We start from the raw sequence: 16845 nt of genomic DNA, 5'->3' as shown, positions 1-16845 counted from the left end.
TTAATAATTACTTCCTATTTTCGGTTGCTTTTCTATAATTCCATTTCGCCCATCACACTTCACCCATTTGCGTAAGTTTTGATCATAGATTTCAACTTCGAAATGGATAAGATTTGGATCATCAACATAACTCCACTGTACGTGGGTTGTATTAGTATCCTTGTCGTAATACTGGAATACTCCTAATGGATAATTCAAACCAATCACTCCCATTCAATAATGCAGTGCGTTCCAAAAGCAACATACTTATCAATAACTTCTTTGGCATATTCTTCTGATAAGTTACCACCGTATTCGGTTAATATGGATTTAGGAAGGGTGACAATTAGGACGCCATTTCGGTAGAAGGCTTTTCCATCCCAATTACCAATGTCCCAATAACGCTGTCTTCCTTGCACTCTCTCATCAATTGTCTTAGTTGATAGCGATTCAGAAATGCCACCACCACGAGTACGTGCATCCATAACAACTACATCTTTAACACTCGTATGCTCTCTTACTTGGACTTTAGCAAGTAGAAGATACATAGGGTTTGACTGCTGAATGCTTCTCCACTCTTCCCTACTGAAACAGTGACGAATTGAGTCTCCGTTTTCAGAATCAGGAACAATGTAAATATGGATAAGCTTATTGAGAAGCTTTGAAGATGGAACTTTCTTGTACTCTACCTTTTGAACACCATTCACATAAGTAGTCATCGGAAGAGTTGAGTAATGTCCTACTGATGGGTTGAGGTCTAAATGAAGGAATGTTCGAAGTGTTTCACTATAGAAGCCCTTGTATTCGTAGAAGTTATCAAAATAAGAATACTTAGCAAACAAATTATCTTTAAACGAAATGTTTTCCCTTAAGAAGAAGATTCCGTTTTGGATATCATAATCATTTGCTGCTAGCTCTTTGTTTTCAAAATAACCATAGTCTGCATAAACAGGCCCAACTGGTTCAAATTTAAAGACCACTTTCCCTTTTTCATAATCGATTCGATAATTTGTAGCAGGAATTGTATTAGCTGATGTTGCCTTACCTTTAGTAGTTTTTAGAACTGGCACTGGTTGGATTAACCAATTTTCTTTTGAACCATACATGATTACTTCTTTCGTAACCGGATCGATACGTTTATTTTCCAATAAGTCGTTAGACATTTTTGTATTTTTGTAGATTCGCTTATAAAGGCGGAAGTTACGATGTTCATAAGTAGCGTACACTTTACCAGTTATATTTCTACCTGGGAAGAAAACAGTACCCTCGTCATGATTAATCTCGAATGGATACTCTTCGAAAATCTCCACGATGTTTCCATTGTTTGCAGCATCTATAAAGATGTGAACCTTATCGTTACGAATCCAGTTTTTTTGTTTAGCTCGGAACAATGTTCCTGCAGAATTCGCTAAGCCCTCAACTAAAAGCTGTTCTTTTTTTACAGAGCCTTGGCTTACATACAGATTATTGTGAGGTACTTTTACTGTAGAAGGAGTAATGTACTCCATCTCGTTCTCTACTGTCATAATTCCGATAGAAGGATTAAAAATTTGAGAAGCGTATTCGTTGACTTGATACTTCTCTTTTTTCATAACTCGTTCTTTGTATTGATTCATTACAGCAAAATTATTACTAGCATGCATCTCTGACCACTCTTTATATCCAAGGTCATCCTTAATGAATTGTCCGTTATGAATTCTTAAATACCAGTTCTCTTTAGCATCCTTTGTTTGGGGAAGTTCACTATAGATACGACGGTCATCAATTAACTTCAATCCAAAGTTTCGCTTAGAAGCTCTTATTGTTTCAAATCCAGTTTCAGCATGAAGAACAAAACTTGGTTTGTCTGTTGCCCAAAAAATATCTTTATGGCCAATAACAAGATCTCCACTGTAGAACCATTCCACGCCTGTTTTACGATCAAACAGTTTTAGGTTAACTAAATTGTTTTCCTCTAAGTTTTCTGAACCAAGTGAAATCTTGTAGAAAATTTTGTTCTTGTCATACCACTCTTTCCCACTTGGTACTGGAGGAAGTAGCGTATGTAAGTAGCCTAGATTCTTTAATCCTTCTGTTTTACGAATTGATTTAGAATAAGCAACTGGTGGTCCATACATTCGCTCATAACGACCAAACTCTAGTCCTGTTCCTGGGTCTACTCCGAAGGAAATCCACTGATGAATAAATGGCATAATCGTATATGTGAATGGAATTTCCGGTGTAGCTCTAGTGATGTCTGCATTTTCAAAGCCTTCTGCTTCAATATCAATCGTTGTAGCATTCGGTTTAATACTGAATGCATAGAGAGTTTTCTCTCCTTCATTCTGTGCAACACCTCTAACTGCTCCGATTGTATCTAATGTAACATCATCAAAGCTTGCTTTACCAAAACCATTTCCATCTACAAAGCCTAAACGAATCTTAATTTTTTGGGGTTTATCGATGTGGAAATTCGTTTCTAACTTAACCCAATCTTTTTTCCCTGTAATAGAAATAGAAGAAGAAATTTTTTCACCCTGTAAGTTATAAATACCGATTTTCACACCATCTGTTGTAATCCCTCGTACTTGATCAATTTTTGCCCATGCATTCACCTTGTAATCATCAATAGATAAATAGATATCTTCACTTTCCCAAAAGACATGAGCTCCTGTTGTTCCGTTTGATGAGTCTAAGGATACCTGACGAACACCGAATAAGCTTTTTGTGGAATCATGTGTGAATGTAACTGTTTGACCAGCTAACTTCTTTGTATTCCATGAAGGGATTGCATTTACTGTATCAGTTGTCCAAGAAGTAATAGGCTGTCCACCTGAATCTACTTGACCACTTTCAAATCCACTGTTGTTAATTGGAATTGATTTATCACCATCTACAGCATGTTCATACACTCCTGTAGCATTATAGAACCAAGGTTTGCAGTAGATTTTCACGTATTCTTTACAGTTCTTATAAAGGATTTTTTTTGCGACAATTTGATTTGCATTGTAATCACTTCTGTCATTAATATAAACATCCGTATTGTTCACTTTGTATTCCTGAGCAAATAAATTATCTCGGTGATATACGAAGTCATTTCTCCAAGGAGTAAACACCCATTGTTCTTCTGAATGATAAAGGATCGAGTTTAAAACAAGGTTTACACTTTCTTTTTGGTTGTGGTAAAATGCTCTGAATATTCCACAGTTAGAAACAAGAACAGTACCTTTATCAAACAGTGTTTTCTTAATAATTGAAGGGCCACCATTTAAATGTTTTACAATTGTATCCCACTGGGTACTTTCCTCATCTTGTCCAAATAGGATAGCCGGAGAAATGTCCGCATAGCCTAAAGCTCCAACGTTTTGAATTGGTAGCAAGCGACTAATGTATGGAGAGTCTTTTTTAATTTCCTTAACTCCAAATTCATTGCTACTTGACGAAAACCCGATATCAGAAATAAATGTATTCCCTTTGCTCGTTTTGAAATCAAGAATATTAATTCCACTGCCAGCATTATCTATCCAAATCGTACCGCCATTTTTTAAGTAATGCTCAAACTTGTCTTTAAACATAGATAAGTCGGCTTTACCGTAACCAGTTATAACGAGTAGATCATAATCCTCATAATGGTGATCTGGCATATCAAGGTTAACTGCCCAATATCGAACATCTTTTTTCAAAAGATCTACTTCTGTTGGATGCGGATTTTGTAATTCTATATATTTTGGAAGCGACAGGTGCTCATTGATTGTTTTACCAATAGAAGATAAATTTTCAACATTAACTACCGATTGAACAAAACTAAATCCAATGTTCATCTTACCTGGGTTTGTTTCACTTAATTTGGTTTTCAATTTTGCTTCGACGCGATGTTTAAATAGTTGAGGTGTTCGAGTTTGATAGTTTGCAATCATAACATCAGATGTTGCATAGAAAGAAAAATCATTCCCCTTCTCCTCAATTGCATAGACTTTCAAATGTTTGTATTTATCCGGATTTGATTCCATTTCAGAAACAGTATCTTTAAATTTGTCCATTGTTACTTGTTCGAAGAATGGATATGCGTTTAGGACTTCTTCCTTTAATTCGCTCTCTTTACCGTCATTTTTGTAATTAGGATAGACTACTTTGTATGTAACATCTTTGTTGTTACGGAAATTTGTAAATACAACAATACGGTATACAAAGTTGTCTTCACGAATTAATTGAACCTTAAACACATCACTGTCCTGTAACGGTCCACCGTTTGCTTCTATGCGTATACTATTACCTACATAAATTAAGTCATTTCTTTTGTCTGTCACAACTTCTTCTAAGGGTATAGCCTCTTGTTCAGTCTCAGAAGAGAAGCCGCCTAGATAAGGAATAACTTGAGCAGTTCTTGCATCAAAACGTCCTTTCAACTCCATTTGATAGAATACCGGTTTTGGAGTATCTTGACGATTTTTACGAATAGTAAATTCATCCGTTACATAGACTGCATCAGTAGGAAAAATAGCTTGTCCGGATTCAGTTTCTAATAAGAAATTATGATTTGGATAAACCATATAATCTCTTTCTATGAAATTAGATAATCCGTTTTCTTGAATTTGAGAAGAAACATCCTCTAATAAGATGTTCTCCTCGGGTGATACAGATTTTGATTGTACATATGCAAGGTTTGCACTATTCTTAGGAACCTTATTACCAATACGAATAGCGTACCCTCGGTTTCTATGACCACTGCGAACAAGATCTTTATGAGGTTGCATCTGCATGTTTTGTATCCTCCCATTCTTTTAACTTGTTTAAGATAACAATCAATTCATTATCTTTCTGATTCGTTTCTAGGACTAAAATCTCGTCCATTGTAACGCGACCGTCTTGGTTAAAATCTAAAATAGTGAAAAGCTCCTCATCTTCATATCTCTCTACTCCTTCATACATAAGGAGGTAGTTAATGATTTTTGTTTTTGTAGTTAATAAGTTCTTTTCATCTTGAGTTAATTGAACTTTATCTGGCTTTGAAACAGGACTCAACAGCATCTTATAGCAAACACCAATATTGTTATCTTTGTCTGTAATCCAAATATAATCCTCTATAATCTCACCTATACGCTTTGCTTGGATATATGGAGCATGGTATTGATATAGATACTGTCCCGAACGTTTTTGTGCCTCAACTGCATCCCTTGAGATATGTCTAGAAATGAATCCTTTAGAAGCAATAATTTCTAGATTAGAGTGAGATAAAAAGTTTCCTTCATAATCAAGCGGTTCAATAATAAGTGTTGAGAAACTTGCTCCATCTGCATGTAATCGATCTGGTGTAGCTGTGATTCTAAAGCTATCTGTCTTATTTATTGTGTTCGTAATATATAAGAACCCTTCATGATTTTGATTTTGAATTGGATTCATATCAATCATTGTTGCTAGTTTCCTCGGTTCACCATAACGGTTTCCTTCTTGATACACAATTCTTTTCCCACCATCGTGTTTAGCGAAATCAATTCGATAACCATCAACAGCTTTGATATTGTAATCAACTGTGTAGGTATCGTTTACTTGATACGTTGCATAGAGGGTTTTGTTTTTTAATACTGCCTTTCTATTTGTGTGGAAGGAGAAATAAAACCTCTTACCATCTATTCTGTAAGGCTCACCTATTTTTTCTCCATCCTCTGTACGGATAGCAATATCTCTAAATTTCTCATCAAGGTTATTGTACGCAACCTCAACGTAATCACTTTTGCCGTCATACTTGAATGGTTCTTGATTCCACGTTTGATATGCTCCTGTTTCATGATTAAAGAATGAAACTTTTTGCAACGTGTCTCCATTTTCTTTTTGAACCAGAATCGGTGAATGATCAATTGGTGCTACAGGGATTTCAGACCAAGTAATATTCTGGCCACTAATTCCTCCATCAAATAAAGATTGCATAACTGCAAAAGGTAGCTGCGTTTTAATATTAGAAGCATCTGGTAATTTGTTATTGAACAGTGCCCACTCTTCTAAGATAACTTCTTCCTGAATAGGTGTTTCTTCATTTGCAAAAATCAATTCTTGAGGAGTTGTAAGTAAAAGCCCTGTATTTAAAGCTTTCGCATTTTCACCATTAATAGTTAACTCAATACCTTCATCATTCCAACTACAAAGGAATTCATATGACGTACTTCTTTCGAGTGTTTTAGGGATAGTAATTGAACTTGCACCAACAGTATAGGATAAATTAGTTCCACGCACTGCAAGAGATAGTTCATTTGTATCTGAGCGGAAAAGAGTTTGGTCTCTATCGATACGGTTTTTTGTAGTTAATTTTAAATAGATACTCCCTGCTTTTTTATCAAACAAGCTCTTTACTGGGAACTTTAATGATGACCCCTTACGAACTACTGAATCAGTAATACTAGAATTCGGTATATACGGTGTAGAATCAACTCGGTCTTCTAATTGATGTTTTCCTACAATAAGAATTTCGTCTGTTTGGAATACTAGGGTAATTGCTTGCGGGGTTAATAAATTAAAAGATTGCGAGATATAAGACAAATCTCCTTGTGAGATGTCAATCTGTTTTAAAATTGTCTCCCCGGATTTAATTAAGCACTCACCATTTCCTTGAGCATTGAATGAAAGTGTATGGTCTTTTGCAAGTAAAGAAATAGATTGAGAGAACGTGGCTTTCTTAGTAGTAGAGCCTAAGAGCTTTATGTACTCGTGATCTCCTATTTTAATCGTTTTAACCTCTACTCCCCCACTGTCTGCATTACTTTTCCATGCAGTAGATTGTAGTTCTTGTATTTCACAAGAATAAAAGATTTCTCCTACTTCACCACATACACGAACTTGGCCATTTACAAATAAAGCAGATTCAAATTTAAATACCGTTTTATTGTTTAGGTCAACTGTAAAATGAGATCCATTAGAAGAGATTGTTAAAATGTTAGAATTCAAAATATTATCCTTTACATCTACGACTCCATAAATCTTCTCAGAATCTTTTACAATTCCGCCTATATGTAACTTGTTTTCTTTATCTAAAGAAGTAAATAAATAGTTTCCATCACTTAAATATTTAGGGATTAATGCTACCTTTTCCGTCGGCTTGGAAAACGAGAATATTACTTTACTATCTTCATAGAGTTCATTTGAAATAGAAACATACCCTGCACTTTGGAACGTAATCGCGTTTGGAATTGTAGCGTGTTTAATAATTGTTCCCGGATTAGTGAACATTTCTGCACCACCTTTTTATTGATTTCTTTTGACAATCTAACCTTTACTTCTTATTAATGTCCATAAGAAAAGGAGAGGAATCTCTCCTCTCCCTAACTCATTTAGAATGATGTGGCATTAAAGACTTTAGACCTTTGCCAATCATCGTTCTCAAATACAGAATCTCTAACTATGTTGCTACTAGCAGGTAATAACATTGCCCCCATTCCAGTTGGACCCTTAACATATTCAATACCATCAGCTGTCGGCAATTCTTTTTCAGCTAATACTGTTTTTAATGGCTCAGAATATAGGTAATGCTCTTGTTCTTTTAGATAGTAGTAACCTTTCTGAATTTCTGGATGCCAATTTTTGCTTGGATCTTTTCCATTCAAAGTACCTACCAAGAACTTCTTACCGTCAATATCTTGGACACTTGTTTCTACCCACAAGTCATTATCCTCTATAATGTAACTAATATTCTTATAAATCCCATCATATCCTTCAAAAGTTTGAGGTGTAGGAAGCTCTAGCTTAAAGTCTTCCGTTGGTGTACAGACCCCATCAAATACTTTCACTTCAGGTGAACGCCATACAATGTCTGTCCCCACCTTTTCAAAATAAGTTGTATCTAGATGAACTTTCACACTATCTACTTCACGACGTTTATATACAACAACATACTCTTCCCCTGGTGCAGGCTCTAATACTCCTGCCTGAGATGGAGACCAATCAATATAATTACTCTTTAATTTGAAGTCACCTGTTTTTAAAGTGTCGTTCCAAATGTGATATGTCACACTTCCGTTTTTTTCTTACAAGAGACAATCTCGATAACATCACTTAAAGGCAGTGGATCCATTCCATTAGCATCTGAACCTCTTACCATTTCAGCTGTAAGAAGTTCAGATGTTCTGTATGTAACTTCAAGGGGAAGATGTTTTCCATTCCAATCGATAGGAACAAAGGATTCATCAATTCTAACTCCATCCTTCTTATGAACAGAATCTTCAATAATAGAAATCTTATAAGGCATCGCATCTTCAAATTCTGCTTCAGGAGCTAATGCTGGAAGAATAATATTTGGAGGTATAATAATTGTATTACCTACTTTTAATTCCTCAATTGAATTATTAGTTGCCCTTAAATCCTGTACGTAGATATCATATTTAGAAGCAATACTTTCCCATGTGTCACCATTTGCTACTACATATTCACGATCAAAATCTGAAAGAGTTGAAAGATTAAATTGTGTACGAACAAACTCCCCGCGGATATCATTCGCATTAATTACACCTGTATAAATCTTTTCTTCTGATGCCCAATCTACATACCCTTTTGGAGGAGTGTTCGGAACCTTGATACTTATTGGTTCACTTGAAAGGTCTGTAACGTTTAAGCCATGATCTTTATCATAAACTGAGTTATGACTAGATTTCTGTGTATAAACTGTACCGTTCTTAAATAATAAAGAAACATCGTCGTTCTTGGATGTGTTCGGAATTGTGATAAGCTGATCCTTCACCAATGTTGTATCTTCATTCAGCAGAATGTCCTTATTGCTTCCTTTAATTGCATTTACCGTCGTGTTATACATTTCAGCTACATCATTTAATGTTTGTCCATTAACGACTTTGTGTACTTCGTTTGGCCATCCATTTTTAATGTAATAACGGTACTTGAGATTCGGCAATAAAAATGGTGTAAATGTAGAATCTAACTCTCTTTCGTAAGGTCTTAGATATTGAACCTTCCCTGCACCATATTGATAATGCATAAGGACTCCTGTTTTATCTCCAAATTCCAATTTCCTTTGTATAGCTTTTGCGATTACTTCATCAGATGCAGATGTAGATTTACCAGTTCTAGCCCCTTTATTCTCCTCTGATTTAAGGTACAGCATAACATCCGAAGGTCTTCTTGTTTGGTCTGTAAGCTCATATTTTTGCTGAGCAGCAGTAATTTGTTGCTGATTAAATGGAATTTGATTTGAGATACTAGGATATTTGAATGGATAGTCACTAATTTTCTGAAGTGATTTTCTACCTGTACTTAAACCATCTACAGCAGATACATCTTTATTAATTATATTGACTACCTCTTTGTATAAAATATTTTGGTAAACATCTATAAGATCAACTACAGGTGTTCCCCTTGCTGAAGAACGTGTCATTTCTACAGTTAAGAAATATGGTTGAGGGGAGAACTTAATCGCTCGATCTTTTACATTCATTGGATTATCAATTACTTGAAGAAGGTTTCGAGGATCCTTCTGATTTGTTCTTGTTTTAGAGAAAATATAAGTTATCTTGGTATTACTTGCATCCTTCGGGGAGAATGCTTGTGTATCCCAACTTAATAGCGCAGTTGTCTTACTAAAATCGAACTTACTCCCTTCATTAATTGGGCCTAACGTTACACTATGGTTTGTGGCCCCACGTTTTAACCGAAGACGCTTTGTGTTTTGACGATAAGGTGCTGTTATTGGACCCCAGAATATGTTGTCTCGACTAGAAGAAGAACGAATATTCATTTCAGTACCAGCTGGTTGCCTCTGAATAAAACGTATCTTATCTACATGCTTGAATGACTTTCCAACACTAGTTGCCACCTGTGTCATATCAATTTTAACGGTGTAATCACCATTTTGGTCATATAATCCACTATCTTCCGAACGTAACTCAACCCTATCAATAATAGGGGAAGTTGCATTATCTGAAGATAATAAAATTATTTTTCCTTGAACGTAACGAACGTTTTTGTAAAGCGTTACGCTCTGTCCTGTAGATAAATAATTCTGCCCTTGAATAAGTTTTTTGTTTAAAGTAATTAGCTCCCATTTCGACCATGTAGTTTTATTGGCAGAGGTACGAATCTCAATATTAAAATCACTTGTTCTTAATTTACCTCCCACAATGATTGCATCTGCTGTCGTATCAAGTGCTTTAATAATTACTTTGTAATCACCAAAACCGTAAGAGTCAAAAGCAATTTTATCTACCTTATTAGGGTTTGTTAGAGATAATGTATTGATTGACTTTGTTTGCTTCTCTACCCATTGGTATGCTTCTGCTACCAATTCTTCTTTATATAGCTTTGCTTCGATGTTCTGAGTACCCACATTTTGAAGGCGCACATGCACTTCTAAATTATCACCTGTAGCCACAAATTCTACAGGTGTATTAGCAGTTCTTGTTTTAATATCTTTTCCTGATACCGTCCATTTCGTTGAATCAATCCGTTTAAATTCCCTGCTTGTTGCTGCGTAAAACGTAGAAGGTAATTGTGCTTGGATTTTTGCATCAATATGATAGCTAAAAGGTTCTTGAGCATCAAATTCTTCTGTTAGATAATCTCCATAAAATGCTTTTAGTCGTCCATATAATGAACTAGAATAAAAGTTTCTTTGGTACTGTGCCAATCTGTGTCACCACCTTAAAAAAATAAGGGGGAGATTGCTCTCTCCCTATCGATATTTAACGTAAAATTGGAATGTATAAGCATCAAAACGCATGTAAGAATATGGGCCATACTCTGCCTCAGGGTGATAGAATGCAATTCCTTTAATCCACCCGTCACGTAATCCTTCACCAAACGACTTATTAAGAGAAATCCAGTGAGATTCACCTCGGTTGAAGTCTATTCTTTCAATTTTTTGATGATTAAACAATTGAGGTCCTTGAGATGCTGAAGGTAAATCCCATTTCCCTGCATAGTTGTGAGCCCATACATGAAGAAAACGACCATCATGTGGATATCCATGTTCAGTATTTCTTCTACGTATATAAAACTGAACATCTAGGATTTCTTTTCCCTGTAATTTTTGTCTCCAGTCATTATGATCAAGGAAGAACAAGCATTTATTATTACCCCATCTTGTTCCTTTTTTAACATAAAGACCGTCCTGTTTTTTGTTTTCAAGCTCTATCCATTCCCCATGAAACACTTCTCTATCATCGTACTCGTAACGCCATTCAGACGGATTTCTTACAACCCTACCGTTCTGCATTAAAATGACATAATTTGTACGCCATGTTCTACTTCCTGCACCCTTTTGGTACTTCTCAATAATTGGTCGTGGTTGTGTTTTACCACTAACAGTAGCCCAAGGTGATGCGCCCGCTCGGTTTACAGCTCTTACCTTTTCAACATATGTTGTATCTGGATTTAACCATTCATGAGGTGAGTCTAAGGTGTTCGTTCTTTGTATAGACGGGTTTGCCCACCAGGTAGGTAAATATTCATAATACTCAGCTGTAGGAACAGCATCCCAAATGAAATTTAGTTCATGTTGTGAAGACCACGCCATACGAGGTTTTGGAGCTGCGGGAGGTTTTAATGGATCAATTTTTATATAATCCAAGATCCAAAACCAATCGCTTACATTCCCATTTATATCAAATACACGAACAGCATAATGATAAACACCATCTACATTGCCTGTTACGTTATGAACATAAGCTTTATTTGGACCGTTGTAAATATCGTGGTAATACTGTATGATCCATTGATTTGATAAATCATACTGTTGAACACGTAGGTTGTAACTTGCTACACCAAGGGGAACATTATCCACTTTGTAGGGTTTGTAGTAAGGCACTGATTGTTCTTTTCTTTTATCTACTGCAGAAACTCGTAAAACATAACGCGTTTCTTTTGAGGAAGAAAGATGTACAAAGTTAATATGATCCATTGGAATATTGATTTTTCTTCCAAATGATTCTACATCTTCTACTCGATAAAATAATGTATGAGTACAAGTCTTATCAGTGAAACCAACCTCTAGCTCAATCTTGTAATACGAAACATCTTCTGATAGCTCATTTAAAAAGTTAACCGTACATGTACCTGGTTTAAGATCTGAGGGCTGCCAGTTAACATCAACAGATAAGTCCTCTTTACCATTATTGTACGCCCTTCCACTTTTTACATAAATCGGCTCAAGACCTCCAAATGTTAAGTACACATTACTTGGTTCTCTTGGTGGAATTCTAATAAGACGGTCAAAAATTGTATATATCTTATGAATGTCTTGAGCCCCTAGGCCATCTTCAATAAGTCTTTGAATTTCATCTCGATATGTATCTTCTTTTTTTGCAATTAACCACAGGATACTTTCGAGGTTTTCAAAATCGGTACGACTAGGAACCGTTTCACGAGTAAATAAAGCCAAAGCCTTTTCTAATGCATCGTTTTCTTCTATAGAATCTATTACATAATCCTCTAATACTGAGGCAGCATTTTCTCTAATCTCCTCAAAGTATTGACGAGTCCCGATGTATTCATATGCGTCTGGTCCATCTCGCCATACAAGTCCATCCTGTAAAAATACAGGTCCAAATTTAAATCTTTTTCTTCCACTAAAAGCAGTGGAGTCGTTAGCAGCTGTTACTTTTACTTCCCATTCATAAGTCTGCTCTAGGTCAAGAACAACGTGATGAGATGTTATGTCTACTTGTTGATCTGTTCCTGTAGAGAAGGTAATAAGGGCTTTGTTAGAGCCCGTTTTATATACCTTTACTTCTGCATTTTTCTGATAATCACCAGAATTTTCTTTAATGAATGTCCATGAAAAAATGAGTGAGGAAGGAACGTCTGGAGAAACGATGGAGTTAAAATTAGGAGATAATCCTTCTGGTCGTTTTGCCATTTGTATAACATCCTTTCTTAGCGATCAAATACCGCTGGGTGAACTGGTTCAACAATCGCATAATCAAAACGAACTTTTACAGAAGATGTTGTAGCTAGTTTTCTAACACGTAGTTTTGTAGAACCGTCATGATTGAAGATCAAGTAGAATGTTTTATACTGTCCACTTGTATCAAAGTCTGTTCCGTTTAAAGTAGCTTTGTTAATAACTTGGTTTGTCTTTGAGTTAACTGCAGAAATCTCAACAACCGCATTAGAAGGAAGACTACTTGTTAATAATCTTACAATCGCAACATAACGACCATAATGCATTCCATCTAACGGAGCATTTAACAGGTCTGAAGCAGCAGTAGCACCACTTTCAATTGCTTTGTTTAATAATGTTTTTGAGTCAGCAACTACAGTGTTACCAGTTGAAGATGCATCATTTGAATCAAACTCTCTTGTCCATCGAGTGTTTGTCTTCCCTAATACTTTCAACTCTGCATTTTGTGCAATTGTCCCACCTGTTGTTTCAGAAATCTTGTCGTTAATCGCATCAGCTACTCTCGTATTTGAAGTTGATTCTACGTAGATGTCAGAACCGGTGATTCCCGTAGCAGTCTTTGTTAAATCAACGTTTGCCTTCGGAAGTTTACCCTGTACTTCTTGTGTAAGCATAATCTTCTCTGGCATACCAGGGATTCCTGAAGTGCTACCTAAGTGACGGTGTTGCTGAATTGTAGGATTTGTAGGTTTGTCCTTATCAAACTTCCATACTGGTCCACCGTATCGTTTATCGAACTCAGCATACCAGTCATGAGTTTCAAGTGCATCTATACGAGACTTAACGGTAGAAGTTCGTTTAAGGTTTAGTAGCACGTTTGGGTCTGTAATAGGTTTTCCGTTTACATCCTTTGGTGCAGCTGGCATTTGAGCTAATTCTCCTAGCATACGCTGTACTGCCATTACAGCATCTTGTAGAGAGTTTACATGCTCAGCCATATTATAATCTTTAAGGTTTGTCCATCGTTGCAGGTTGGGGTTCGATTTAGAACCACTTCGCTCGTCGAATAATTCTGGGAAACGAGTAAGAACTAAATCTGGGTAAACATTATTCCCAACTGCGTTTTGTACTGAGCCAGTTTCAGCCATATTTTATCCACTCCTTGTTAATTTGGTAGATTAAGAGATAAAGAACCTTCTCGGTTAACTCTTACTGATATACCTTGTGATCCTCTTGAGAATGATCCCTCTGTATCTATAACGGCAGAGAATGAACCTTTACCAAGAGTTACAGAACCGCTGCCTACTTCTACATCAGCTAACGTCGTTTGGGTCATTGTATTATTTAGAGTAAAGTCTTCATCTGTTGTTAATTTGTAAGACTGAGGCGTATCATTCTGATCGGTCCAATCCACTATAAGCTCTTCTAAAACAGGTGTCACTGTTCTATCAGCAGTTTTCATATCTACATGAATTTTAATTTGTGGCTCCTCATTATTATGAAGAGCATCTTCCCCGGTAACGATTTCCATACCAGGGGACGTATTGTCGCTAAATGTATAACCATAACGATTGTCCCAAGTGATATGAGTTTGATATAGGAATTCACGTAAAGCTACTAATACGTAATGAAGCGGAATAATTTCAGAAGCCATTACTGTATATTTATAATTCTCTAAATCATACTCATCATTTGGTATTTTTCCTTTAGCAACTATCTTGTATTTGAATTGGATTTCTGGGTGATTCTCTTCAATTTGTTCCTCTGTTCCATGTAGTCCAACATAAGCTTTGAATTCTCGAACAGAAGACTCTTCTTTTGGAGCAGTTACTAATAAATCGTCACCGCTACCAATACCTGATTGTACTTCGTTATCTTTCCATGAAGCAGAGAAACCATCCCAGATATGAGGTAGATAATGAAACCCCATATTGTTTTCTTCAATACTACGCCAATAAGCTTCTCCCCAGTTCATATGATCCCAAGAGAAACCTAGATTGCTATTAATCTGATTTACGTATTGGATATATGTTTGAGAAGGTGTCCCATCTGTATTCATAAGTTTTGTTTGAACATACTTATCATCAGATAGCGAGCCTAATTCAACTTGAGATTTATCAATGCCAAGTTCTCTACTAATACCATTAATAATCCCTTTCTTTGTTGCTCCACCAGGATTCTTAAAGACATCTAAGATACGATTCTTAAAGTCTTCGTTTCTTTCACCTGGTAATCTAGAAATACCTAACAACATACCAAACTCGTCAAATACGTTCCAGATATGATGAAGCATATATTCATAATGAAGAGTATCTCCTACCTCAATTGCATCGAATGGTTTGAAGATATTATCCTTCATATAGTAATCCATTACTTTGATATACACATAACCTTCGATAGTATCAATCATGTAGGAGTTGTCGTCACTTTCAAAAAATATTCGCAAAGTATCAACTGGCATACAATCTCTTTTTACACCATCAATAACTAAACGAACATGAAGATCTGGTGTTTCAACATCCACAACGTCACGAGTAGCAAGCGGAATCTTATAGCAGTAATCGGCTGTTTGTAAGTTTGCTGTACCGATGTACATGTTGTTCCAAGCTTGCTCTATGTAACGTTCAATCTCTGATAATTCAACACCAAATGCATCTAAAAATAAGGCCCCTATCGATTTCGGATCTTTGGCCATCTTCATCCATTGAGGAAGCATGGACATCATACTCGTTGTATGTTTGTTTAACAATGTGCCACCTACTTTCTATGCTACGTTAATTTTTCTTAAGAAGTATCGTTCTTCTAATGAAGGTTCTACATTCTTAATGAAGTACTCTTTTTCACCGACAACAAGTTTTTTAAATTCCATATCAAGAATTTGTTCGCTTGTTTCCATTACACGTTGAATAATTTCATTGATAATAATTGGAGAACCCATGTTTAATTGTTTCATGTATGCTCCAACATTTTGAACAACTTTATTGCGGATATGTTGTCTTTCAAGAGAAGTTGTTTTGGAGTGGAAAATTAAGTTGAGAGTAATGTCCACGGGGTTGTATTCACTTGTTTTTACTTCTACATTCATGCCATAAGCAGCTACTTCAGATATAACGCTTTCTACACGAGTTAATAGATCGTTTTCAATTGGATAAACTTGAGGAGTAACATAACATGTAAACGAGCCTGTTCCTCTTGTAAATCTTTTAAACTGAGCATCAGCAACACCATCAATTCGTAGTGTTTTTAATCGTATAGCAATTAAATTTGCACTCTGTTCAACAGATACTTGATTAGAGATTCTTGCACGATAGTTATCGTCTGATTCATCTCCATCACGAGTACAGTTTAACAGTTCACCAATAAGGTCCAGATATCCGCCTGTTGATGTTGAAATAAAACCCATCTTAGTAATTAAATCTAATTCATCGTAGAATGGACTAAATTCTTCTATCATTACTTCTGCAAACATTCGAGCAATCGATCCTGGACTTGTTTCAGTAATTCCACCTTCAGTTCGAAGTCGAGTCAAAACCGCTTCGAGCATTTCATCCTTTGATTTTCTCATTAGCTGTTCACCTCATATTCTGATAATAAACCATGTTCTAAATTAAATAGAACTGGTATAACTAAATCTGCTATTTTTCTTCTAACAGTAATATAGAAGAGTATTTCGCTCGAATTAACAGGGACGGGTCTAACATTTAGATCACTAGGAAGTAGAAACTTGTCGCGAGTTAAACTTTTTTCAATTAGGGACTTTCCTAAGTCTCCTGTTTCTCTTGTGTTAGGAAGACCAATTAATTCCGATAAATCAGCCCCTATCTCCCGATGTATAAACCAGTCCGGATTGTCTGTTCTTAATCTATTGAGTATTACTTGCTTCTCGCTTAAGTAAGATACTTGTAATGGAATATCCCTTATTAATAATCCTTCTGAGCTATCTGTTGAGATATTTCCTACTGAATCGATATAGAGTAATTCATCAAAGTCATTGTAACTAGGAGAACCAAGCTCTAAATCCCCTTCAGGTGAAAAACGAAAATCCACTTTCATTT

Annotated in this window: 10 protein-coding genes; all 10 read right to left on the bottom strand. The window is 36.0% G+C overall.

The window, feature by feature from the left end:
- Positions 1-207: a hypothetical protein gene (locus HMPREF1014_RS07160; RefSeq protein WP_232291855.1), complete on the bottom strand. Its 207-nt coding sequence runs from the start codon at positions 205-207 to the stop codon at positions 1-3.
- A complete protein-coding gene (locus HMPREF1014_RS07155; protein WP_001178396.1) occupies positions 204-4718 on the bottom strand; it encodes a hypothetical protein in 4515 nt (1504 codons plus the stop codon). The genes HMPREF1014_RS07160 and HMPREF1014_RS07155 overlap by 4 nt, the downstream gene beginning before the upstream one ends.
- Positions 4699-7176, bottom strand: a complete 2478-nt coding sequence (locus HMPREF1014_RS07150; protein WP_000494912.1) for a hypothetical protein — start codon at positions 7174-7176, stop codon at positions 4699-4701. Before HMPREF1014_RS07150 ends, HMPREF1014_RS07155 begins: the two co-directional genes overlap by 20 nt.
- A gap of 101 nt (positions 7177-7277) precedes the next feature.
- Positions 7278-7955: a hypothetical protein gene (locus tag HMPREF1014_RS32025; protein WP_000220973.1), complete on the bottom strand. Its 678-nt coding sequence runs from the start codon at positions 7953-7955 to the stop codon at positions 7278-7280.
- On the bottom strand, positions 7952-10576 hold the full coding sequence (locus HMPREF1014_RS07145; RefSeq protein ID WP_000090030.1) for a LysM peptidoglycan-binding domain-containing protein: 2625 nt from the start codon (positions 10574-10576) through the stop codon (positions 7952-7954). Before HMPREF1014_RS07145 ends, HMPREF1014_RS32025 begins: the two co-directional genes overlap by 4 nt.
- Before the next feature lie 45 nt (positions 10577-10621).
- Positions 10622-12805, bottom strand: coding sequence for a glycoside hydrolase family 78 protein (locus tag HMPREF1014_RS07140; protein ID WP_001129304.1), 2184 nt, complete (start codon positions 12803-12805; stop codon positions 10622-10624).
- Positions 12806-12822: 17 nt separating this feature from the next.
- Positions 12823-13938, bottom strand: a complete 1116-nt coding sequence (locus HMPREF1014_RS07135) for a hypothetical protein (RefSeq protein WP_000852186.1) — start codon at positions 13936-13938, stop codon at positions 12823-12825.
- 17 nt (positions 13939-13955) lie between these two features.
- Positions 13956-15539: a hypothetical protein gene (locus HMPREF1014_RS07130; protein ID WP_000932582.1), complete on the bottom strand. Its 1584-nt coding sequence runs from the start codon at positions 15537-15539 to the stop codon at positions 13956-13958.
- A 15-nt stretch (positions 15540-15554) separates the two neighbouring features.
- Positions 15555-16355 (bottom strand): baseplate J/gp47 family protein, encoded by an 801-nt coding sequence (locus tag HMPREF1014_RS07125; protein WP_001232162.1) that lies wholly within the window; start codon positions 16353-16355, stop codon positions 15555-15557.
- Positions 16355-16843, bottom strand: a complete 489-nt coding sequence (locus tag HMPREF1014_RS07120; protein ID WP_000861690.1) for a hypothetical protein — start codon at positions 16841-16843, stop codon at positions 16355-16357. Before HMPREF1014_RS07120 ends, HMPREF1014_RS07125 begins: the two co-directional genes overlap by 1 nt.
- Between the last annotated feature and the right edge of the window lie 2 nt (positions 16844-16845).

Origin of the sequence: Bacillus sp. 7_6_55CFAA_CT2 (assembly GCF_000238655.1) — a bacterium.
Classification (GTDB): domain Bacteria; phylum Bacillota; class Bacilli; order Bacillales; family Bacillaceae_G; genus Bacillus_A; species Bacillus_A cereus.
This window is presented reverse-complemented; position numbering and strand designations above follow the sequence as displayed.